Raw genomic sequence first — 22,360 nt, 5'->3', positions numbered from 1 at the left:
AAAAGTATGCCACAGTGAAAAACGACAGCGCTGCACGTTGCGACACGAAGGGAGTATACTCGCGGCAGTAAAAGATGACGAAAGGCAGCGATGACAGATGAATGTAGAAAATCAAACTCCGAACGTTGACCATCAGGAGATTGCCAAATTTGAGGCTATCGCTTCACGTTGGTGGGATTTAGAAGGTGAATTCAAACCGTTACACCGCATTAATCCGCTACGTCTGGGCTATATTTCGCAGCGTGCGGAAGGTCTGTTCGGCAAGAAAGTGCTGGACGTCGGCTGCGGCGGCGGCATTTTAGCCGAGAGCATGGCGCGTGAAGGCGCAGACGTCACCGGGCTTGATATGGGCGCAGAACCGCTACAAGTCGCACGTTTGCATGCACTGGAAAGCGGTGTCGCCCTGAATTACGTACAGGAAACGGTAGAAGCCCATGCACAGGCGCATCCGGGCCTCTACGATGTTGTCACCTGTATGGAAATGCTGGAGCACGTTCCCGACCCGCAATCCGTGGTGCAGGCCTGCGCCAAGTTGGTCAAACCCGGCGGACATGTCTTCTTCTCCACCATCAACCGCAATGCGAAAGCGTGGATGATGGCCGTTATCGGCGCTGAGTACGTGCTAAAAATGGTACCGCGCGGCACCCATGACATTAAGAAATTCATCCGCCCGGCTGAGCTGATGCACTGGGTTGACAGTACGCCGCTGCGTGAAAAACACATCACCGGGCTACACTACAACCCGTTGACAGACCGCTTTAAGCTGGGTCCAAACGTAGACGTGAACTACATGCTGCACACGCGCCACGACAAATAGATCGGATTCAGAATATTCTTAAATGCTGCGCGGTTTTTTGCCGCGCGCCTTTATCCTTCTGGTGCCAAAACCAGCAAAGCCTTCAGGTTTTCTTTTTCTTATCAAAACCGAGAATGATATTGACATCGCCACAGGCCTTATCAGGCGAGGTTTTTAACAAAATATCTTTTCTTAAACCTCCAAATTAACGAAAAATCAACTCTTGTTCTTCAAAGAATCCACACTACAATACTCACCATGTAGTAGCCTTTTATCAAAAAATATCTATATCTAGTATTTATCCACAGAGTTAGTCACAGGGTGGTTTCTGTGAATAAACAGGGGATATTTTTATTTTCACCAACAGGTAAATCCCAACATGAACCAGAGCTTGCTCGTTACCAAACGCGATGGCAGTAAAGAAAAAATCAATTTGGATAAAATCCACCGCGTCATTACCTGGGCCGCAGAGGGTTTACACAATGTCTCCGTCTCTCAGGTCGAACTTCGCTCCCACATTCAGTTTTACGACGGCATCAAGACCGCCGATATCCACGAGACCATCATTAAGGCTGCCGCCGATCTGATCTCGCGCGAAAGCCCGGATTATCAATATCTGGCCGCGCGTCTGGCTATCTTTCATCTGCGCAAGAAAGCCTACGGTCAGTTTGAGCCGCCAGCCCTGCTGACTCACGTCACCAAAATGGTGGAACTGGGCAAGTACGACAAACACCTGCTGGAAGACTATAGCCCGGAAGAATTCGCCCAGATGGACGCTTTCATCGATCACTGGCGTGACATGAATTTCTCCTACGCGGCGGTTAAACAGCTGGAAGGGAAATATCTGGTACAAAACCGCGTCACCGGTGATATCTACGAAAGCGCCCAGTTCCTGTACATTCTGGTCGCGGCATGCCTGTTCTCCGGTTACCCACGTGAAACGCGTCTGGATTACATCAAACGTTTTTACGACGCGATTTCCACCTTCAAGATTTCCCTGCCGACGCCAATCATGGCGGGCGTGCGCACGCCAACGCGTCAATTCAGCTCCTGCGTGCTGATCGAATGTGGCGACAGCCTGGATTCCATCAATGCGACATCCAGTGCAATCGTGAAATACGTTTCCCAACGTGCCGGTATCGGCATCAATGCGGGTCGTATCCGTGCGCTCGGCAGCCCAATTCGCGGCGGTGAAGCCTTCCACACCGGCTGTATTCCTTTCTACAAACACTTCCAGACTGCGGTGAAATCCTGCTCTCAGGGCGGTGTACGCGGCGGTGCGGCTACACTGTTCTACCCATTGTGGCATCTGGAAGTGGAAAGCCTGCTGGTGCTGAAAAACAACCGTGGTGTAGAAGGTAACCGCGTTCGTCACCTCGACTACGGCGTGCAGTTGAACAAACTGATGTATCAGCGTCTGGTAAAAGGGGAAGACATCACGCTGTTCAGCCCGTCTGACGTACCGGGGTTATACGACGCGTTCTTCGCCGATCAGGATGAGTTCGAGCGTCTGTATGTGCAATATGAGCAGGATGACAGCATCCGCAAACAGCGCATCAAAGCCGTTGAACTGTTCTCTCTGATGATGCAGGAACGAGCTTCCACCGGCCGTATCTATATTCAGAACGTTGACCACTGCAATACGCACAGCCCGTTCGATCCGCAGATTGCGCCGGTTCGCCAGTCCAACCTGTGTCTGGAAATCGCGCTGCCGACCAAGCCGTTGGACGACGTGAATGATGAAAACGGTGAAATCGCGCTGTGTACGCTGTCTGCTTTCAACCTCGGTGCTATCAACAGCTTAGAGGATCTGGAAGAGCTGGCGACGCTGGCTGTACGCGCGCTGGATGCCCTGCTGGACTATCAGGATTACCCAATCACGGCCGCAGAGCGTGGCGCGATGGGCCGCCGCACGCTGGGCATTGGCGTGATCAACTTCGCTTACTATCTGGCGAAAAACGGCGTGCGTTACTCTGACGGCAGCGCCAACAACCTGACACACAGAACGTTTGAAGCGATTCAATACTACCTGCTGAAAGCCTCTAACGTGCTGGCGCGCGAACAAGGTGCCTGCCCGTGGTTCAATGAAACCACCTATTCGCAGGGTATCCTGCCTATCGATACCTATAAGCGCGATCTGGATGCGATTTGCAACGAACCGCTGCATCTCGACTGGGAAGCGCTGCGTAACGACATCAAAGAATACGGGCTGCGTAATTCCACGCTGTCTGCACTGATGCCGTCTGAGACGTCGTCTCAGATCTCCAACGCGACCAACGGCATTGAACCACCGCGCGGCCATATCAGCGTTAAAGCATCCAAAGACGGTATCCTGCGCCAGGTGGTGCCGGAATACGAAACGCTGAAAGATGCTTACGAGCTGCTGTGGGAAATGCCAGGCAACGATGGTTACCTGCAACTGGTGGGGTTGATGCAGAAATTTGTCGATCAGGCGATTTCTTCTAACACCAACTACGATCCGTCGCGTTTCCCATCAGGCAAAGTGCCGATGAAACAGTTGCTGAAAGATCTGGTCACGGCTTACAAATTCGGCGTGAAAACGCTCTATTACCAAAACACCCGTGACGGCGCAGAAGACGTACAGGACGACCTGCTGGCAGAGCCACAGGACGACGGCTGCGAAGGCGGCGCATGTAAGATTTAAGCCAATATACCCTAAATAATTCGAGTTTCAGGAAGGCGGCAAGCGAGGGAATCCCGATGAGCTTACTCAGGTAAGTGATTCGGGTAACTGACAAATCTGCCAGAGGCAGGTTTGAACGCTGCATGCAGCGGCCCCAACGGGGCGAGGTACACGTCAGTGTGCCGAGTAGCGTAGCCAACGTACATGCAACTTGAAGTATGACGGGTATGATAATGAAAGGCTGCAATGCAGCCTTTCATCCTTTTATAGCGGGCGTCCCTGCCCACACTTTACGGGGCTGCCGCAATCGGCATTAAAAAATGCTCCCGGCATTTTTTGGAGAGACTCATGGCCTATACCACTTTTTCACAGAATAAAAATGACCAGTTGCTAGAACCGATGTTCTTCGGCCAGTCCGTTAACGTTGCCCGTTTCGACCAGCAAAAATATGAAATTTTCGAAAAACTGATCGAAAAGCAACTGTCCTTCTTCTGGCGCCCGGAAGAAGTCGACGTGTCGCGCGATCGTATCGACTATCAGGCACTACCCGATCATGAAAAGCATATCTTCATCAGCAATCTGAAATACCAGACGCTGCTGGATTCTATTCAGGGTCGTAGCCCGAACGTGGCGCTGCTGCCGCTGATTTCGATCCCTGAGCTGGAAACCTGGGTAGAAACCTGGGCTTTCTCAGAAACCATTCACTCACGCTCTTACACGCACATCATCCGTAATATCGTGAACGATCCGTCGCTGGTGTTTGACGATATCGTCACGAATGACGAGATCCTGAAGCGCGCCAAAGATATCTCCGGCTACTATGACTCGCTGATCGAAATGACCAGCTACTATCATCTGCTGGGCGAAGGCACACATCAGGTTAACGGCAAGACCGTGACGGTGAACCTGCACACGCTCAAAAAGCAGTTGTATCTGTGCCTGATGAGTGTGAACGCGCTGGAAGCCATTCGCTTCTACGTCAGCTTCGCGTGTTCATTTGCTTTTGCAGAACGCGAGCTCATGGAAGGCAATGCCAAAATCATCAAGCTGATCGCGCGTGATGAAGCGCTGCACCTGACCGGCACACAGCACATGCTGAATCTGATGCGCTCCGGCCACGACGATCCCGAAATGGCGCAGATTGCCGAAGAGTGTCAGCAAGAGTGTTATGACCTGTTTGTGCTCGCCGCGCAGCAGGAAAAAGAGTGGGCGGAATACCTGTTCCGCGACGGTTCGATGATTGGTCTGAACAAGGATATCCTGTGCCAGTACGTGGAGTACATCACCAACATTCGCATGCAGGCGGTTGGGCTGCCGCTGCCGTTCCAGACGCGCACTAACCCTATTCCGTGGATCAATGCCTGGCTGGTATCCGATAACGTGCAGGTCGCGCCTCAGGAAGTGGAAGTCAGCTCCTATCTGGTCGGCCAGATCGATTCAGAAATCAGCGACGATGACCTGAGCGATTTCCAACTGTAAGCGATGAGCAATCCAACGATCACACTGCGCACATCCGGTGCGCAGTTTTCCTGCTCAGACGACGGCCCTTCCCTGCTGGATGTGCTGGAGTCCAACCGCGTCAGCATTGAATATCAGTGCCGCTCCGGCTATTGCGGTTCCTGCCGACTGCGTCTGGTAAAAGGCAGAGTCGCGTATCGCCAAACCCCACTGGCCTGCATCCAACAGGATGAAATTCTCCCCTGCTGCTGCATGCCGCAAGGCGACATCGAACTCGATATTTAATCCCGTTCCGTCCTCCCACATCGACTACTCCGTCTATCGCTCTCGCTGGCGGGCGCATTTCCTGCCCGCTTTCCTACGCAAGTGAGTTACACTACCCGCTGACATCGTCTTTTGACCGATATAAAACAACCTGGAGGTTTTAAAACATGCTCACCGTCATTCCTATTTTGATCTTTGTTGCACTCATCATTGTCTGGTCAGGCATCAAAATCGTACCCCAGGGATATCAATGGACTGTGGAACGGTTTGGTCGTTATACCAAAACGCTGATGCCGGGCCTTAATCTGGTCGTGCCATTTATGGATCGTGTCGGCCGCAAAATTAATATGATGGAACAGGTGCTGGATATTCCATCACAGGAAATCATTTCGAAAGATAACGCCAACGTCACCATCGACGCGGTGTGTTTTATCCAGGTTATCGATCCGGCTCGCGCCGCTTATGAAGTTAGCAATCTGGAACAGGCTATCGTCAATCTGACAATGACCAACATTCGTACCGTACTGGGTTCAATGGAGCTGGACGAAATGCTGTCTCAACGCGACAGCATCAATACCCGCCTGCTGCATATCGTGGACGAAGCGACCAACCCGTGGGGCATTAAGATTACCCGTATTGAGATCCGCGACGTTCGTCCGCCGACAGAGCTGATTGCCGCGATGAACGCGCAGATGAAAGCGGAACGTAACAAGCGTGCCGATATTCTGGAAGCCGAAGGGGTGCGTCAGGCAGCAATCCTGAAAGCCGAAGGGGAAAAACAGTCGCAGATCCTGAAAGCAGAAGGCCTGCGTCAGTCCGCGTTCCTGGAAGCAGAGGCGCGTGAACGTGCGGCGGAAGCGGAAGCACAGGCAACCAAGATGGTGTCAGAGGCCATCGCGGCGGGCGACATTCAGGCAGTCAACTACTTCATCGCCCAGAAATATACCGATGCACTGCAACAGATTGGTTCTTCCAATAACAGCAAAGTCATCATGATGCCGTTGGAAGCCAGCAATTTAATGGGTGCTATCGGCGGAATTGCAGAACTGGTTAAAGACAGTAAAGAAAGCCGAGGTAAATAATGGGCATTGAACTGGTGATGGAAAATGCGCACTGGTTCTGGCTGTCACTCGGCGGCCTGCTTTTAGCCGCCGAAATGCTAGGCGCCAGTGGCTATTTACTGTGGAGCGGCTTATCGGCGGTATTGGTTGGGCTGCTCACGTGGGTCATGCCGCTGGGCTGGCCATGGCAGGGAACAATTTTTGCCATCCTGACGATCGTCACGGCGCTGCTCTGGTGGTATTGGCTACGTAAACGGACGCTGTCACGCCCACAGTCAACGCTCAACCAACGCGGGCAGCAGTTGATTGGCCTGCGCGCGACCCTGACCGACCCGGTGACTAACGGTTTCGGCCGGGTAAACATCGGTGACAGCAGTTGGCGTGTGAAAGCAGAGCAGGATCTGCCCGCGGGCACGCCTGTCGAAGTGATTGCCATTGATGGCATCACGCTGCATGTGCGCCCAACAGAGCGCTAACCGCACACCTGTAAGGGGAGCTCGTCTCCCCTTTATGACGACTTGTTTTTTGGCGATTTATGCTTCTGACGACTTACTCTTCTGACAACAACCCGCCAGATTATTGATTATCGGACAGTCCGCTCCGCCGTCACCTGGACACTGTTCGGCCAGCGCCAGCAACTGTTCACGCATCGCTTTCAACTCTTCGATATGCATCTCGATTTCCTGCACTTTCTGCAAGGTACGCGCTTTGACATCCGCACTTCGCCGCAGCGGATCGTTAAACAGCGTCACCAGTTCCCGGCATTCATCCAGATTAAACCCAACCTGACGAGCCTGGCGCAGTAGCGTGAGCTCTTCAACGTGATGATCGTCGTAGCTACGGTAACCATTTTCAGAACGCAGCGGCGTAGTCAGAAGTTCTTTTTCTTCATAGAAGCGAATGGTTTTACTGCTAAGACCGGTTTTTTTCGCGACATCACTGATATTCATGATTTCCCCCTTGACCCTCCCCTTGCTAGAAGGTTTACCTTACCCAATAACTAGTAGAAATCAGATAGCCGGTCAACGTCTTTCACCTCCGGCTGTGATCACGGGAGAAAATTATTATGTCACAAACCATCGTGTTGTCATTGCAGGGTCTAACCTGCGGACACTGTGTCCAACGTGTTAAAAAAGCACTGGACGCGCTGCCTGCGGTCGAACAAACCAGCGTCACACAACAGTACGCCAGCGTCAGCGGCGACATTGATTCGCAGACGTTGATCGACGCCATTGAGCAGGCTGGCTACGAAGCGCAGCTTGCGACTACACCGGATGTGTCCCTCCAGCTTTCCGGCCTGAACTGCAATCACTGCGTCGCGGCTACGCGTAAAGTGCTGGAAGTTATTCCCGGCGTTGTGGCGACGGATGTCACTACAGAGCAGGCAAGCCTGTACGGCAACGTTGAGGCCACAATACTGATTAGCGCCATTGAAGAAGCCGGCTATCACGCCAGCGTGCAGGAGAGTGTTCACCCAAAAACTGAGCCGCTGGCACAGGTAGCGACGACGCCGGAAGCGCTGCCAGCGGCCGAGAGTATTCTTCCGGCAACAACCACATCGTCCACCCACGATGACGACAGCGTGCAGCTCCTGCTTCAGGGCATGAGCTGCGCCAGTTGCGTAAACCACGTGCAGACGGCGCTGCAAAACGTCAGTGGCGTCACGCAAGCACGTGTCAATCTGGCCGAACGCAGTGCGTTGGTCAGCGGTCATGCTGAACCGGAAGCGTTGATTGCCGCCGTTGAACAAGCGGGCTATGGGGCGGAAATCATTCAGGACGAAGAAGCGCGCCGTGCACGCCAGCAGCAAACCTCTCAACAGGCTATCCGCCGTTTCCAATGGCAGGCCGCGCTGGGCTTACTGCTCGGTGTACCGTTAATGCTGTGGGGCGTGCTGGGCGGCAGCATGAGTCTGACGCCAGAAAGCCAAACGCCGTGGCTCATCATCGGTATTTTGACGCTGGCGGTGATGGTATTGGCTGGCAGTCATTTTTACCGTAACGCCTGGCGTAGCCTGAGAAACGGTGCTGCAACCATGGATACGCTGGTCGCGCTGGGAACGGGGGCGGCGTGGCTTTACTCCATTACCGTTAACCTGTGGCCGGACCTTTTTCCAATGGCCGCGCGCCATCTTTATTATGAAGCCAGCGCGATGATCATCGGTTTAATCAACCTCGGTCATGCACTGGAACAGCGTGCTCGCCAGCGATCTTCTCGTGCGTTGGAGCGGCTGCTGGATTTGACGCCGCCCACCGCTCGCGTCGTGACAGAAGAAGGTGAGAAATCGATTCCGTTGTCCGCTGTGCAGCCCGGCATGACGCTGCGCCTGACAACCGGCGATCGTATTCCTGTCGATGGCGAGATACTGCAAGGTGAAGTCTGGGTGGATGAAGCGATGCTGACCGGGGAGCCGATCCCGCAAGCCAAAACAGCTGGCGATACGGTGCATGCGGGTACGCAGGTTTCCGACGGCAGCGTTCTCTTCCGAGCGGATGCAATTGGTAATCAAACCACGCTGTCGCGCATTATCCGGCTGGTCAGGCAGGCACAAAGCAGCAAACCTGCTATCGGCCAGTTGGCAGATCGCATCTCTGCCGTGTTTGTGCCCGTCGTTGTGGCTATTGCGCTTCTCAGCGGCGCGATCTGGTTCTTCGTTGGGCCGCAGCCGCAGATGGTCTACACGCTCATCATCGTCACGACCGTCCTGATCATTGCCTGCCCCTGCGCACTTGGGCTGGCAACGCCGATGTCGATTATTTCCGGCGTCGGACGTGCTGCGGAGTTTGGCGTGCTGGTGCGAGATGCCGATGCCTTACAGCAGGCCAGCAAGCTGGATGTGCTGGTGTTTGACAAAACCGGTACGCTAACCGAAGGACAGCCGCGCGTTGTGGCGGTTCATACCTTCGGTGACGTAACGGAAACACAGGCACTGGCCTGGGCGGCCTCGCTGGAACAGGGATCGAATCATCCACTGGCAAAAGCGATTCTTGAACGAGCAGAGAATCTGCCGCTCACGCCAACCGAGCAGTTCCGTACGCTGCGCGGTCTCGGCGTCAGCGGCAAGATCGGCGATACCACTCTGCTGCTGGGGAATCCGGCACTACTCAAACAGCATCAGGTCGATATCACCGAAGGTGAAACACTGATCAACGAACAGGCTCAGCGCGGGATCACGCCAGTATTGCTGGCGGCGAATGGCCACATCATCGCGGTGTTATCTATTCACGATCCTCTGCGAGCAGATAGCGTGAGCGCCTTGCAGCGTCTGCACCGGCAGGGCTATCAGCTCGTCATGCTAACAGGGGACAACCCGCTTACGGCGAAGCGCATCGCGAAAGAAGCGGGTATCGACCAGGTGATTGCCGGGGTGATGCCAGACGGAAAAGCCGAAGCCATCAAAAAGCTACAAGCTCAAGGCAAACGCGTGGCGATGATTGGTGATGGCATCAACGATGCGCCCGCGCTGGCGCAGGCCGATGTCGGCATTGCGATGGGCGGCGGCAGCGATATTGCGATTGAAACCGCCGCCATCACGCTGATGCGCCACAGTCTGCACGGCGTCGCCGATGCGCTGGCGCTCTCCAATGCCACGCTGCGCAACATGAAGCAGAACCTGCTGGGCGCATTTATCTATAACTCGCTGGGAATCCCGATTGCCGCGGGCGTACTTTACCCGCTGACCGGTGCGCTACTCAGCCCGGTGGTCGCCGGTGCCGCCATGGCGCTCTCCTCCATCACGGTTGTCAGCAACGCCAACCGCCTGCTGCGTTTTACACCTAAAAGTGAGTAATACAAGTGAGTAATACAAATGCGGCGCGTCTCAACAACGCGCCGCGTTTCCTCTTTCGGAAATTGTCATGGTTTTTATCGACTGTCGTCAGACCTATTTAACCAGACTCACTCCAGTTCATGGCGTGCCGCTTCTGCCAAAAAATGGCTACGATCGCGATAAGTTCCCGGCTGCTCCCGCACGCGATTATCAATACGCTGTATCAACGTATCAGGAAGTGAAATATTCAATCTCTGCGGCTTTCCTTCAAAAGCCGATAGATCGACATCCAGCACAAACCAACTATCGTAGTCCGCGAAATCAGGCATCGCTGCATAGATCAGATACCCAGCATCATTAAGTCGCTTAATGTCCAGACTTCCGCGACTCACCGCTTCATCAATAAGGGCTAAAATCGCTTCCCGCGCCATGCGTGCGATATCTTGCTGGCTGTCAGCCGCGGAGAAACAGCCGTAATCATCAGTACACAATGCCGGAACGATCAGCCCATATGCCGTAGCGTCATCTTTTGGCGTTTCCACACCGACTGAGAAAAACATATTGCCTCCGAAAAGGCGGGGATTAGATCCCCGCCATTTTTTGATGGATTTGACAGTTCCAAGTGGTAAATCCTTTTTGGGATGCGGCACCGGAAACGTTTTTCCGGTAATGGGTGACCACCATATTTGATGGCTTCCGCCGTTATGCCGTTTGCACTCACAACCTGCCGCTGCCAGCTCCTTTATCAGGTCAGTTGATTTCATATATCCTCCTAACCTGATTTTCATTATACACACCAATACACACCCATCAATATTTTACGCGCAGGGAAAATCGATAACGGATGAGCAGCCAAACTCTGAGGCTTCAGTGCCCTTAGGATTGGTACACCTTGTATTGTTCCGCATCTAGCGTTTAGCATAGTTATTCCCACATCAGGAGGCGGAATCAATGGGGCAACTGCTGCGCAGAATCGCAACTTTTCTTGGTTTTATTTCACCGCTGGCTTATGCCTATCCGGCGATAGACGTTCAGCTTGCCAACGAACGACAGCTACATCTGGTCGGCAGTATTCATATGGGGAGTCAGGATATGGCACCGCTGCCCGATACGCTGTTACGACAGCTCCGCCAGGCGACCGCACTCATCGTCGAAGCCGATATCTCCGATGCACACTCCCCCTTCGGCCACAGTGATAACGATCCACCGTTGATGCAACGCCTCAGCCCAGACAGCTACCGCCAGTTGCAAAAAATCTGCGAATCGCTCGCTTTCGATGAAAACAATATCAATACGCTTCCGGCCTGGCAGGCCGCACTGATGCTGCAAGCAAGGCAGGCACAGCTGCTGGGCTTACGCCCCGACTATGGCATCGATTATCAGTTGATTAACGCGGCGAAATCTCACGGTATTCCGGTCATCGAACTAGAAGGGCAACAGACGCAGGTTGAGTTGTTACAGCAACTGCCACAGGGCGGTTTGCTGCTGCTGGAAGATACAATTCAACACTGGCACACCAACGCGCGTCTGCTGCAAACGATGGTCGGCTGGTGGCTAGACAGCAAGCCAGGCCAATATAAGCCGGATATCCCCGCAACATTTAGCAATGAAATGACCGACCTGCTGATGGGCCAGCGTAACCGCCTCTGGCAACGGCAACTTCAGGCGCTGCCGCCCGGAAACTACGTTGTGGCCGTCGGTGCCCTGCATCTGTATGGCGATGAGAATTTACCCACATTGCTCAAAAATGGTCATTCCACCACGCCATAAAAGAACACATTATGACGCGCAACCGCGTCTGCAAGATAAAACCCGCGAAAGGGTTAAGGACAGTGAAATCATGACACCCGCAGTCAATCTGCTCGAAAAGAATAAGATCGCCTTTACGCTGCACAGCTACCACCACGACAGTGACGAAACCAATTTTGGCGAGGAAGCGGCCAGAAAGCTGGGACTGAATAAAGAACAGGTTTATAAAACGCTGCTCGTTGCTCTGAATGGCGATGCGAAAAACCTCGCCGTAGCCGTCACGCCCGTCGCCGGAATGCTGGATCTCAAGAAAGTCGCTCGCGCGCTGTCGGCCAAAAAAGCCGATATGGCCGATCCGGTCATCGCTCAGCGTGTAACCGGTTATCTGGTTGGGGGAATCAGCCCGCTTGGGCAAAAGAAACTCCTGCCGACGGTGATTGATGAACCGGCACGCCAGTTCGATACCATTTTCATTTCCGGCGGTAAACGCGGGTTGGATATTGAGCTATCGGCAGACGATCTGGCGCGGCTACTGCGTGCGACCTTTGCCGATATCGCCAGACATGATTAATATCCGTCGCTGAACGGCCATCACCTGCCGGGTGACGTGTAGCAAAGTGAAGCAGGTAGCAGAGGACTCCACGGCCAGTGTGCCCCCCGCTACCGCTTCATAATCGATTACTGATCGACTTTCGCCCCTTTATCCAGCTGCATCACTGGGCCTTCTTTCACATTCACCGTCAGGCCTTTGGTTTGCAGTTCCGCGTTCCTTATGCGAATCCCTTTATCTGCATCAATGCGCACGTTATCAAAGTGGAAACCACTGAGCGGGGCTTCCGGCACGCCGATAATGTATGCCGCCGCCTTGGTCTTACCGGTCGACTCCAGATTCTCAATCGTCACATTACTGAAATGCGGCGTTTTGTATTGATCAAACGGCTGCTCTGGATCGGTATCCGGTGGGTAAATCTGCTCGCCCATAGTGAAGCCGCCTTCGGCCAGCATCTTGTCTACTTCAGCCTGCACAATAGGCGCGGCTTTATAGTAACCCGCAAAGACCAGCGGGATTTCGACATCCACCATTTTAGTATTACGGTAGGTGATGTTTTTCACTTCACCGCCTTTACCACGCAGGGTTTTAATACGGATTCCGTACATAGAACCTTCGAACTGGTTATTTTCGACCAGCACGTTATTCACACCGCCGGAGGTTTCACTGCCGATGGAGATACCGCGCCCCTGCTTCAGGATGTTATTGGCGATATAAATATTATCGACGACGCCGTTCGGGAAGCGACTATCCGGCTTCTCGGCTTTTATCGCGATATGGTCGTCATTACAGTCGATATAATTGTTGGTAATACGGATGTTCTGGCTGTCGATCGGGTCGATAGCATCCGTGTTTGGCGCATGCCACGGCGACAGAATCCGCGTACCGTTCACATCCACATCATGCGAGTAACGCATCACAACGTGGAAACTTGGGGAGTGCGTGAGCGTGACGCCGTCCACCAACACGTTACTGGAATTTTTGATATAAATCAGGCGTGGACGATCGGTACCACCTTTCTTGCCCGTTGCGCGAATATTGGCACGCCAGCGTTCCCACCAGACGGCGCCCTGCCCATCAATGGTGCCCTGGCCGGTGATAGCCACGTTTTGCGCATCCGCAATACTGATGAAGGGAAGCCAGCCATTTTCCGCTTCAGCGTACTTGGTTTTTTCCGTGGCGCGATACGCCGCTTCTTCGGTCGACGCAACAATGGTCGCATCTTTCGCTAAATCCAGCCTGATATTACTTTTCAGGAACAGCGGATCGACCAGATAGTTACCGCGAGGTACGTGTACCGTTCCCCCGCCGGCCGCAGCACAGTCATCAATCGCTTTCTGGAAAGCCTCGGTATTCAGTGCGATCTGTAAGCGGTGGCCTTCGGCGCCGTATTGCGTTACGTCACAGATTTTATCGGGGAATTTCACTGAGCTGGCCGCTTGTGCAGAGCCCGCTTGAATACCCAATGTGATGCAGGAAGCCATTAACGACAGGGCAAGACCACTACGCATACTTAACCTCACTAAAAAATGAAATATAGTTTTAATAAAATAACACTCTCATTCCATAAAAAAGCGAGGAGCGATCACGTTTTAGATGTATTCGTAATAATTACAATAAGGTATGAATTTTTCTGTGCAATTGCCCTATTCACATTTTGCCGATGGGCATAGCCTGAATACCGTTCTGTCGGGTAGTGAGCAACGTAAGCGGAATAAGGAATGGTGCTGGCCAGAGCGACCAGCACAGATAAGATGAATGATCTTATGCCGTCAGGCGAGCGAAAGCGTCACGAATGTCCTGTTCAGGTAAATCCACACCAATAAACACCAGCACGCTCTTTCTTTCTTCACCAGGCTGCCATTCTCTGTCCCAGTCAGCGCTATACAAGCGCTGAACGCCCTGAAACAGCAAACGGCGATCGTCACCGTTAATCGCCAGAATGCCTTTATAACGCAGCAGGTTATCGGAGAATTGCAGTAGCAGGTTTTCCATCACATCGGAAACAGACTGAAGCTCAACCGCCTTATCGAGATACACAACAATGGAGTGCACGTTATTCTGCGCGGGGGCAACAAAGCGGAATACGGGCGTTTTCACGTCCAGTTTGTCACTGAGCACATTATCGCCGAGAACAAAGCCGTCGATGTTAAACAGCACGCTCAGATCGATATCGCCGTGTACTACGGGATAGATCGGTGCACGCGCATTAATGCGCTGAAGACGCGGTAGCAGCGTGTCGTCCTCAGTTGCTACGTCGGTTTTAGTTAGCAGTATGCGGTCGGCATAGCCAATCTGCGACTGCGCGATAGTGAACTGATCGAGCTGCTGTTGCGCATGTACCGCATCCACCAGCGTGATGATGCCATCCAGCACAAAGCGTTCGCAGATAACGTCATGCGAGAAGAAGGTCTGTGCTACCGGCCCAGGATCAGCCATACCCGTGCATTCAATGATGACGTGATCGAAATCCAGCGTACCGTTATCAACGCCGTCGATCAGATCGAGCAGCGCATCGGCCAGTTCATTGGACTGTGTGCAGCAGATGCAACCGTTGCTCAGGGTCGTAATTTGGCTCGCGCGTTCACCGATTAACGTATTATCAATCGGTACTTCGCCGAATTCGTTTTCAATCACGGCGATTTTATAGCCGTGGTCTGCATTCAGAATATGTCGTAATAAGGTGGTTTTTCCCGCGCCGAGAAACCCGGTCAGGATGGTGACATACACAGGGGTAGCCACATCAGAGGATAAAGGTTGAGTCATAACAGGTTCCAAATCGTTAACAGCAGCGCATCCCGCCTTTGCCATCTCCGCCGTAACGCGCCTGCTGGCGTTCGCGGAAAAATTCTTCATACGTCATCACAGGTTTATCCGGGTGGTTGGTCTGCATATGCTGCACGTAGGTGTCATAGTCTGGCATACCGACCAGCATACGCGCCGCCTGGCCCAAATATTTTCCTGCTTTTCCCAGATTGCCAAACATCATTACCTCCAGACCATCGCCTGCGATAGCGGCTAGATAAAAAATACCCTGTATAACGTTATACATTATACAGGGTATCTGTACCCGTCATCTTTCACATTCAGCCTTGCTAGCTGTCTCGCAAAATCTGACGGGGCGAGTGACTTAGTGGCCGGAAGAGACTTTCACGCCGCCTTCAGGAACCGGCACATACGGCGTTTCCTGATCGGTACGTTCAGCTACTTTACGTGCGGCCAGAGCCTCTTTGATACCATACGCAATAATGCTGTACACCACGATCAGGAACAGAATGCTCAGACCGGCGTTGGTATAGTTGTTGGTCACGATATGGTTCATGTTCGCAATCTGCTGCGCGCTCAGGTCAGCACCGCCTTGCGCAATTTTGCCTTTGAACATGTTCGCCATATAGAAGAAACCTTCCAACTGCGGGTTGTCACTGAACAATTTCAGACCAAGAGCCCAGGTCGTACAGATCAGTAGCCAAATCGCCGGAAGCAGCGTGACCCAGATGTACTGTGTCCGTTTCATCTTAATCAGAATCACCGTACCCAGAATCAGCGCGACGGCAGCCAGCATCTGGTTAGAGATACCGAACAACGGCCACAGGCTCTTCACGCCGCCCAGCGGATCGACCACGCCTTGATACAGCAGGTAACCCCACAGACCAACGCAGCCCGCCGTACCGATCATACCGGCAATCAGAGAGTCGGTTTTCTTCAGGAACGGAACGAAGTTACCCAACAGATCCTGCAACATGAAGCGGCCAGCACGTGTGCCCGCATCCAGCGCAGTCAGAATGAACAGCGCTTCAAACAGAATACCGAAGTGATACCAGAAGCCCATGTCGGCACCAGGAATGATCTGGTGGAACACGTGTGCGATCCCCACAGCCAGCGTTGGTGCGCCACCAGCACGGTTCAGAACAGAAGGTTCACCGATATCTTTCGCCGTTTGCAGAATCTGTTCAGGAGAAATCACGAAGCCCCAGGAGCTGACTGTCGCCGCGGCATGAGCGGAGACATCCTGCAACTGTGCCAGAATCATCGGCGCATCCGCCGTGCCCAGTCGGTGCAGATCCGGCATCGTAATGCCCAGCGCCGCTGGCGGGGTGTTCATCGCGAAGTACAGGCCAGGTTCGATAATAGATGCCGCAACCAGCGCCATCACCGCCACGAACGATTCCATCAGCATCGCGCCATAGCCGATGAAACGCGCATCGGTTTCATTAGCCAGCAGTTTCGGTGTCGTACCAGACGCAATCAGCGCATGGAAGCCAGATACGGCACCACAGGCGATAGTAATAAACAGGAACGGGAACAGCGTACCTTTCCAGACCGGGCCAGTGCCATCCACAAACTGCGTTACCGCTGGCATTTTCAGATCCGGGTTCAGGATCACGATACCAATCGCCAGACCGACGATGACACCGATTTTCAGGAAGGTTGCCAGATAGTCACGCGGAGCCAGAATCAACCATACCGGCAGCAGCGCAGACACGAAAGCATAGCCAATCAGCGTATAGGTAATCGTCGTATCTTTGAAGGTCAGCGCCGGGCCCCAGTACGGGTCATGTGCAACCACGCCGCCGAACCAGATCGCCAAGACCAGCAGCACGATACCCATCACCGAGACTTCACCAACTTTACCCGGACGGATAAAGCGCATGTAAATGCCCATAAACAGCGCGATCGGCACCGTAGAACACACGGTAAAGACGCCCCACGGGCTTTCTGCCAGTGCTTTCACTACAATCAACGCCAGTACGGCAAGAATAATGATCATGATCAGGAAGCAGCCGAATAGCGCAATCGTACCCGGTACAGGACCCAGCTCTTTCTTAACGATTTCGCCTAGCGATGCGCCATTACGACGGGTTGAAATAAACAGCACCATGAAATCCTGTACTGCACCCGCCAGCACGACGCCGGCCAGCAGCCATAAGGTGCCCGGCAAGTAACCGACCTGAGCGGCCAATACCGGCCCGACCAACGGACCTGCACCGGCGATAGCGGCAAAGTGGTGCCCGAACAGCACGTTACGGTTCGTTGGCACATAGTTAAGGCCGTCGTTATTCACAACGGCAGGGGTTGCTCTGGTTGGGTCCAACTGCATGACTTTTTGTGCGATATACAGGCTGTAGTATCGATAGGCCACGAGGTAAACGGCGACAGAAGCAACAATAATCCATAATGCACTGACATGCTCACCGCGACGTAGTGCGACTACGCCGAGGCAGGCAGCCCCGATGATTCCAAGAATCATCCAGGGGATGTGTTTAAGAATGGAACTGCTCTTCATAAGACATCCTTCAATTAAAAATTACGATCGTTTGATTTTGTTAGCTGTGGAAAAAGAAACCCTGGTAAGACGTTGCGCGATAACGTGTCATCGCGTGTTTCGGATAAAGGGACATCGTGGCGGTACATTACGCCATCGCGTACGCGCGTGGGGCGGGTATTTGGGTAGGCGGCAGAATAGCGAGTTAAGCGGTGAGAATGACGCGGTAAGTGGCAGGGGATAAATGGGGCGCTATAAAAGAAAAGGCCGCGAACGTCGCGGCCAGTTGCACGTTGCATGTGGTGAACGATTACGGAACTTGATACGCCAGTTTGTAATTACCTGCTGTTACGGTGCGGAATGTCACGCTGTCGGTGCGCCAGCGGATTTCCACTTCTGCGGGAGACTGCACTTTCCAACTCGACGCATCGTTAACGTTCAGTACCAAGCGGTCAATGGTCGCGACATCTGCCGCCGGATCGGTAATATCAAGTGCGAACGCAAAGGCAAGCGAGTCCGGCACACCGTTGTTGGCGGAGAACAGTTGCGTCCACTGGGCTGCCGTAATAGCGCCGAGTTCGGCTGGTGTCATACCGTCGGCGATCAGTTTCGTTGCCCCCGCCGTATCGGCTGATAACGCCCCCACATCAACCCACGCCCCGTTCCGCCACACATGCCAGTTCACCAGATCCCGCGTCACAGCGACGCGCACTTTGCCGTTACCAGTTTGCGTTGCGGTTAATGTTGCGGCATTGATTTTTGACCATACTCCAGCAGAGAGCAGAGAGCGCTGAATTGATATCTGGGATTGTGGCGTGTAACGAACGTCAATGCGTATCCCTTCCCCTGAATATATACTCCCAGATGGATATTGTTGGATATTCCCTGATGTTGTAAAACCATCACGAATAAAATCACTGGCGCTGGCTGGAACCGGAACATTAGACAAAATGCCATTTTTCACGGTAAACCATTGTTCACCAGCTTTCAGTAACACCTTTGAGCCCGTGAACAGCGATAATTCTTTAATGCAAACAAAATTATCACTGCCATTTGATTCCGTGAGCAATAATCGATACGACACGTATCGCCCTGGGGCAGATACTGTAAATTGGCGGACAGCGCCCGATGTGTTATTTGCATCATTTGATACAGTATGTAAAGTGCTCCAATCGTTATCGTTATTGCTACCCTGTAATTGCCACGATCTGGGATTTGCCAGCCCAGCATATACACGGTTTGTGATTGCATATTCAGTAATAAATTGATGACTAGGAAATTTTAAACACAACCACTGTGGATTGCTGTCGGTAGGCCTCTGATTTGAGGCCCAACAATCACGCACGTTATTTAGGCTGGAGTCATTTCTATCAAATGCAATATATGCAGGATACGATGGCGAATATATTGAAGATGCCGATGCAATATAACCACGATCTGAATCAGAAGTCATTGCTGGTACAATTGAACCATTTGGTATACTAACTGAGACAGCATGATTGCCTATTTTAATCTCTGATGAATAAAACTCACCGTCTTTAACAAGTTCAACGCTTCCGCCAGTATCTGGATGCATCGCACCATCAAACATAACCGCACTCGTCGCGTTATAACCAGACTCACTCGATGCATTAAAGTCATCAACCACATAAGTCTGATTCGCCGCCCCCGCTTCTTCTTTCAGCGCATACGCCGCGAGGTTAAATGTATTTTGTGGGCTAATGCTGAACGCGTGATTCTGCCCCGCCGTTGCGCCCTGACGATCGGCAACGATATAGCCAGAGCCACTACTGCCCGAACCACCGCCCGTAGCACTGATTACCGTTTTCTCATTCACCGGGTTATAACTCAGCGTTACACCTGCCCCGGCCTCCAGCGAGGAATGAATAAGCTGCTTCGTTTTTTGCGTGTAGTCGGTAATTTCCGCTGTGGTATGAGTATGCCCGATGGCCGCAATGCCCATTTGCGCTGGCGTAGGTGAAATATCACCACTGCCCAGCAGCGATTGACCAAAGACAGTGCGGATAGTGGTGCCAGAGATTAATGCATCCTGCTTTTCATTCCAGGTCGTTTTTTCATCCGGCGAGGCAAATTTTCTGGTGGCGGTTTCGGTGATCTGATCGGCCGTATAGTCACCATCTTGAGCGGTTACGACACCGGTACGCCCAAATACAGAGGAAACCCCGGACACTCCAGGTTGCGGCTCGCACTGATCATCCGTATCCACATGGCAGCAGGTGTGAGGATTGATCTGAATTGGGGGATTAACAGCACATGTTGTTTTTCCTGTGCTGCCACAGACGTTGATTTCAATATTTACGTTTTTCATAGTACCGACTACTCCGTTAGTGAGGGTGCATCAGGAGTATCGCGTATTTGGCAGGTCTGTTATTTTAAAGCACCTTACTAAACATAAGATTATTTAATCAATAAAATCAGCAAATTAGATTCAATTCATTCTTGTAATGCGCAGCTTATATGCAGCACAGCCTTTAAAGACTCAAACAGAAAAAATGGCGGTTTCAGTCATCAGCAAAGAGACAAAAACCGCCATCACTATTAGTTACTTATAAACAATTTGTTACTTATAAACAATCTCACCTTTCGGTGCGTAGGCTTCTGCGTCCAGTGGTGAATGCTTCTCGATATACTGCTTCAGCACTTCAGCGTCGACAAAACCGGTGTTCACATAGCCCGGCAGATTATCAAGACGCGGGTAGCCATCGCCGCCCATCGCATTAAAGTTCAGCGTTGCCATGCGGTAAACTTTATCTGCCTGCAACGGCTCACCTTTGATTTTCACGTTCTGTACACCCTGCCCGTCCGCCGTCAAACTGACGTTGAGGAATTGCGCATAGGCACCGGAATCCACCTTTTTATTGGCTGCGACGGCCAGATATTTCTCGACATCGCTGCCTTTCATATCCACATAAACCAGCGTGTTGGCAAACGGCTGAACCTTAAGGACATCTTTATAAGTGATCTCACCGGATTCAATCGAGTCACGCACGCCACCGCCGCTCATGACGGCAAAATCCGCACCTGCGCGCTCAAGCTGTGCCGACAGCAGCACGTGCGCCAGATTGGTCTGACGGAAACGCACCTGATTACGATCGCCTTCGAGTTTGCCTTTCACACTGCCGATCTTGATGCCCAACTGCGCCTGCCCTTTTCCTGGAACGGCGTCAGCACTTTCATGACCTCAGGATCCTGCGTGATTTCATGCGTATAGAAAACACGTTCGGTTTTGCCGTCCTTTTCTACCTTTTTCTTCAGGTTGATGGGTATCAGTTGGTAATGCTCAAGCTTCAATTCACCATTGCGGAAGGTAAAATCAGCCCGACCAACATATTTCCCCCATTCATGCGCCTGCACAATCCAGGTACCGTTTTGACGATCGGGTGAACAAGGTGTGCCTGGCACATAATCCACCTGCTTTTTATTTTCCTGCGCCATACAGACAGGATCCTGCGAATGCCCCCCGACGATCATGTCCAAATATCCCGCTGGCAGGCTACGTGCCATTTCTACATCGCCCGGCGCGTTGGAACCATGATTACCGTCGTCATAGTGCCCCATGTGCGTCGCAGCAATAATCACATCTGGCTTTTCGCTCTTACGCAATTGTTCAACAACCTGCTTCGATTCCGTCGAAGGATTACGGAATTCGATATCGGTAAAATACTCAGGATTGCCTAATTTGGCCGTATCGTCCGTTGTCAGGCCGATAACCGCGATTTTCACACCTTGCTTGTCGAACAGCGCATAAGGCTTAAATAAGCGCTGATTGGTGCTTTTCTGATAGATATTGGCCGATAACAGTGGGAATTTTGCCCATTTCTCCTGCTGACGCAGGACAGACAGCGGATTATCAAATTCGTGGTTGCCAAGCGCCATCGCATCATAGCCAACCATGTTCATACCACGAAAATCTGGCTCCGCATCCTGCAAATCGGACTCAGGCACGCCAGTATTAATATCACCGCCGGAAAGCAGCAATACGCTGCCACCTTTACTCGCCACTTCCTGTCGAATCTGATCGACCAGCGTTTTTTGCGCCGCCAGCCCATATTCGCCGTGGTCGTTATGCCAGAAGTGGCCGTGGTGGTCATTCGTATGCAAAATGGTGATGGCGTATGTTTTATCTTTCTCCCAAGCCATTGACATAACAGGCGTTAGCGCCAGCGATACCGCCATCGCACATCCCAGAGCTTTTATTGAAAAGCGCATGATAAATCTCCGTTTATTTTAAAGACGCAGTGGAACCACTGAGAAATTCAGCACACAAATTACCACAGCAAGATGAACAATGCGCGAAGCACATCGGCACCGTCCGTCAGCAATGTGCGATAGCCGACAAAATCAGCTGAGGTATAGTCGCTATAATGATCGCTCGCTGACCCAACGCTGTCGTCGTGCCGTCACGAACTCTTGCTAATATGGATGCTTCACCAGAATAACCCGGCATCATACCGTTAATCCTCTGTTTTCCGACGTTTTACACCAGTGGATAAAATTATTCCGCTGAATACACAGAAAAGCAGTAAGGCATTAGCGTCAAGAACATCACGCTATCAGAATAATTACGCATGTTTATCAATGCTTATCGCGAGAAACCATCCTGAAATCTGTGTTACACTACCTTTAGCTTGAGAAACTGATATTTTTCATAAAATACCACTTTTACCCAAGCAACATTTCGCTATATGCAATAGAATTTGTGTATACCCAGAATAATTGGCGTTGCAGCCAGACAGCAAACGAACGGATCCAATACGCTTTTCGGTACATCTATAAGAGTGATAA

The 22,360-nt window shown here is 52.2% G+C and carries 16 protein-coding genes and 2 pseudogenes; 9 read left to right on the top strand and 9 right to left on the bottom strand.

What is annotated here, in order from left to right; all coding sequences use genetic code 11:
• Positions 1-97: 97 nt before the first annotated feature.
• The 6 genes from ubiG (at position 98) to NAL19_RS05465 (ending at position 6,699) form a co-directional block, all read left to right on the top strand.
• Positions 98-817, top strand: a complete 720-nt coding sequence (gene ubiG, locus NAL19_RS05490; RefSeq protein WP_225087258.1) for a bifunctional 2-polyprenyl-6-hydroxyphenol methylase/3-demethylubiquinol 3-O-methyltransferase UbiG — start codon at positions 98-100, stop codon at positions 815-817.
• Positions 818-1,175: 358 nt separating this feature from the next.
• A complete protein-coding gene (gene nrdA, locus NAL19_RS05485; RefSeq protein ID WP_225087257.1) occupies positions 1,176-3,461 on the top strand; it encodes a class 1a ribonucleoside-diphosphate reductase subunit alpha in 2,286 nt (761 codons plus the stop codon).
• Positions 3,462-3,788: 327 nt separating this feature from the next.
• Positions 3,789-4,919: a class Ia ribonucleoside-diphosphate reductase subunit beta gene (gene nrdB / locus NAL19_RS05480; protein WP_039353027.1), complete on the top strand. Its 1,131-nt coding sequence runs from the start codon at positions 3,789-3,791 to the stop codon at positions 4,917-4,919.
• Positions 4,920-4,922: 3 nt separating this feature from the next.
• Entirely contained in the window at positions 4,923-5,183 is a 261-nt protein-coding gene (yfaE, locus tag NAL19_RS05475; protein ID WP_010284079.1) for a class I ribonucleotide reductase maintenance protein YfaE, read from the top strand.
• Between the two features lie 146 nt (positions 5,184-5,329).
• Complete coding sequence (locus tag NAL19_RS05470) at positions 5,330-6,244, top strand: SPFH domain-containing protein (protein ID WP_015839389.1); 915 nt, start codon at positions 5,330-5,332, stop codon at positions 6,242-6,244.
• Positions 6,244-6,699, top strand: coding sequence for an NfeD family protein (locus NAL19_RS05465; RefSeq protein WP_263059004.1), 456 nt, complete (start codon positions 6,244-6,246; stop codon positions 6,697-6,699). The genes NAL19_RS05470 and NAL19_RS05465 overlap by 1 nt, the downstream gene beginning before the upstream one ends.
• A 57-nt stretch (positions 6,700-6,756) precedes the next feature.
• On the opposite strand, the gene cueR is transcribed toward NAL19_RS05465, so the two are convergent.
• A complete protein-coding gene (cueR, locus tag NAL19_RS05460) occupies positions 6,757-7,173 on the bottom strand; it encodes a Cu(I)-responsive transcriptional regulator (protein WP_263059003.1) in 417 nt (138 codons plus the stop codon).
• A 116-nt stretch (positions 7,174-7,289) separates the two neighbouring features.
• Here cueR and copA point away from each other — a divergent pair, with 116 nt between their 5' ends.
• Positions 7,290-10,013 carry a copper-exporting P-type ATPase CopA gene (gene copA / locus NAL19_RS05455; protein ID WP_263059001.1) on the top strand — a complete coding sequence of 908 codons (2,724 nt, stop codon included), beginning with the start codon at positions 7,290-7,292 and terminating at the stop codon, positions 10,011-10,013.
• 107 nt (positions 10,014-10,120) lie between these two features.
• Here copA and NAL19_RS05450 read toward each other — a convergent pair whose 3' ends face one another.
• Complete coding sequence (locus NAL19_RS05450) at positions 10,121-10,552, bottom strand: type II toxin-antitoxin system HicB family antitoxin (protein ID WP_225088108.1); 432 nt, start codon at positions 10,550-10,552, stop codon at positions 10,121-10,123.
• A gap of 27 nt (positions 10,553-10,579) precedes the next feature.
• A pseudogene (locus NAL19_RS05445) lies at positions 10,580-10,756 on the bottom strand (type II toxin-antitoxin system HicA family toxin); the annotation flags it as partial.
• Positions 10,757-10,943: 187 nt separating this feature from the next.
• On the opposite strand from NAL19_RS05445, the gene NAL19_RS05440 reads away from it, so the two are divergent.
• Positions 10,944-11,762, top strand: a complete 819-nt coding sequence (locus NAL19_RS05440) for a TraB/GumN family protein (RefSeq protein ID WP_263059000.1) — start codon at positions 10,944-10,946, stop codon at positions 11,760-11,762.
• A gap of 70 nt (positions 11,763-11,832) precedes the next feature.
• Positions 11,833-12,312, top strand: a complete 480-nt coding sequence (ybaK, locus tag NAL19_RS05435; protein ID WP_225087252.1) for a Cys-tRNA(Pro)/Cys-tRNA(Cys) deacylase YbaK — start codon at positions 11,833-11,835, stop codon at positions 12,310-12,312.
• Positions 12,313-12,419: 107 nt separating this feature from the next.
• Here ybaK and NAL19_RS05430 read toward each other — a convergent pair whose 3' ends face one another.
• From NAL19_RS05430 to ushA, 6 genes and pseudogenes are all read right to left on the bottom strand, one after another.
• Entirely contained in the window at positions 12,420-13,802 is a 1,383-nt protein-coding gene (locus NAL19_RS05430; RefSeq protein WP_225087251.1) for a glycoside hydrolase family 28 protein, read from the bottom strand.
• A 253-nt stretch (positions 13,803-14,055) separates the two neighbouring features.
• Positions 14,056-15,057 carry a GTPase gene (gene yjiA, locus NAL19_RS05425; RefSeq protein WP_225087250.1) on the bottom strand — a complete coding sequence of 334 codons (1,002 nt, stop codon included), beginning with the start codon at positions 15,055-15,057 and terminating at the stop codon, positions 14,056-14,058.
• Between the two features lie 16 nt (positions 15,058-15,073).
• Positions 15,074-15,277, bottom strand: coding sequence for a YbdD/YjiX family protein (locus NAL19_RS05420; RefSeq protein WP_039353071.1), 204 nt, complete (start codon positions 15,275-15,277; stop codon positions 15,074-15,076).
• A gap of 144 nt (positions 15,278-15,421) precedes the next feature.
• The gene (locus NAL19_RS05415; RefSeq protein ID WP_263058999.1) at positions 15,422-17,575 is read right to left on the bottom strand and encodes a carbon starvation CstA family protein; all 2,154 of its coding nucleotides are present in this window, start codon (positions 17,573-17,575) and stop codon (positions 15,422-15,424) included.
• 289 nt (positions 17,576-17,864) lie between these two features.
• The gene (locus NAL19_RS05410; protein ID WP_263058998.1) at positions 17,865-19,883 is read right to left on the bottom strand and encodes a discoidin domain-containing protein; all 2,019 of its coding nucleotides are present in this window, start codon (positions 19,881-19,883) and stop codon (positions 17,865-17,867) included.
• Between the two features lie 252 nt (positions 19,884-20,135).
• Positions 20,136-21,784, bottom strand: a pseudogene (gene ushA / locus NAL19_RS05405) (bifunctional UDP-sugar hydrolase/5'-nucleotidase UshA).
• Between the last annotated feature and the right edge of the window lie 576 nt (positions 21,785-22,360).

Source organism: Pectobacterium sp. F1-1, assembly GCF_025643735.1.
GTDB classification, from domain to species: domain Bacteria; phylum Pseudomonadota; class Gammaproteobacteria; order Enterobacterales; family Enterobacteriaceae; genus Pectobacterium; species Pectobacterium colocasium.
Note: the sequence above shows the minus strand (reverse complement) of the source record. Positions and strands in the feature narration are given on the sequence as shown.

What these genes read in the sequence shown, in the direction of transcription:
- ubiG (WP_225087258.1), top strand. Translation starts at nt 98, where the DNA reads ATGAATGTAGAAAATCAAACTCCGAACGTTGACCATCAGGAGATTGCC.
- yfaE (WP_010284079.1), top strand. Translation starts at nt 4,923, where the DNA reads ATGAGCAATCCAACGATCACACTGCGCACATCCGGTGCGCAGTTTTCC.
- NAL19_RS05430 (WP_225087251.1), bottom strand. Translation starts at nt 13,802, where the DNA reads ATGCGTAGTGGTCTTGCCCTGTCGTTAATGGCTTCCTGCATCACATTG.
- copA (WP_263059001.1), top strand. Translation starts at nt 7,290, where the DNA reads ATGTCACAAACCATCGTGTTGTCATTGCAGGGTCTAACCTGCGGACAC.
- ybaK (WP_225087252.1), top strand. Translation starts at nt 11,833, where the DNA reads ATGACACCCGCAGTCAATCTGCTCGAAAAGAATAAGATCGCCTTTACG.
- NAL19_RS05410 (WP_263058998.1), bottom strand. Translation starts at nt 19,883, where the DNA reads ATGAAAAACGTAAATATTGAAATCAACGTCTGTGGCAGCACAGGAAAA.
- NAL19_RS05420 (WP_039353071.1), bottom strand. Translation starts at nt 15,277, where the DNA reads ATGTTTGGCAATCTGGGAAAAGCAGGAAAATATTTGGGCCAGGCGGCG.
- cueR (WP_263059003.1), bottom strand. Translation starts at nt 7,173, where the DNA reads ATGAATATCAGTGATGTCGCGAAAAAAACCGGTCTTAGCAGTAAAACC.
- NAL19_RS05470 (WP_015839389.1), top strand. Translation starts at nt 5,330, where the DNA reads ATGCTCACCGTCATTCCTATTTTGATCTTTGTTGCACTCATCATTGTC.
- NAL19_RS05440 (WP_263059000.1), top strand. Translation starts at nt 10,944, where the DNA reads ATGGGGCAACTGCTGCGCAGAATCGCAACTTTTCTTGGTTTTATTTCA.
- yjiA (WP_225087250.1), bottom strand. Translation starts at nt 15,057, where the DNA reads ATGACTCAACCTTTATCCTCTGATGTGGCTACCCCTGTGTATGTCACC.
- NAL19_RS05465 (WP_263059004.1), top strand. Translation starts at nt 6,244, where the DNA reads ATGGGCATTGAACTGGTGATGGAAAATGCGCACTGGTTCTGGCTGTCA.
- nrdA (WP_225087257.1), top strand. Translation starts at nt 1,176, where the DNA reads ATGAACCAGAGCTTGCTCGTTACCAAACGCGATGGCAGTAAAGAAAAA.
- NAL19_RS05450 (WP_225088108.1), bottom strand. Translation starts at nt 10,552, where the DNA reads ATGTTTTTCTCAGTCGGTGTGGAAACGCCAAAAGATGACGCTACGGCA.
- NAL19_RS05415 (WP_263058999.1), bottom strand. Translation starts at nt 17,575, where the DNA reads ATGAAGAGCAGTTCCATTCTTAAACACATCCCCTGGATGATTCTTGGA.
- nrdB (WP_039353027.1), top strand. Translation starts at nt 3,789, where the DNA reads ATGGCCTATACCACTTTTTCACAGAATAAAAATGACCAGTTGCTAGAA.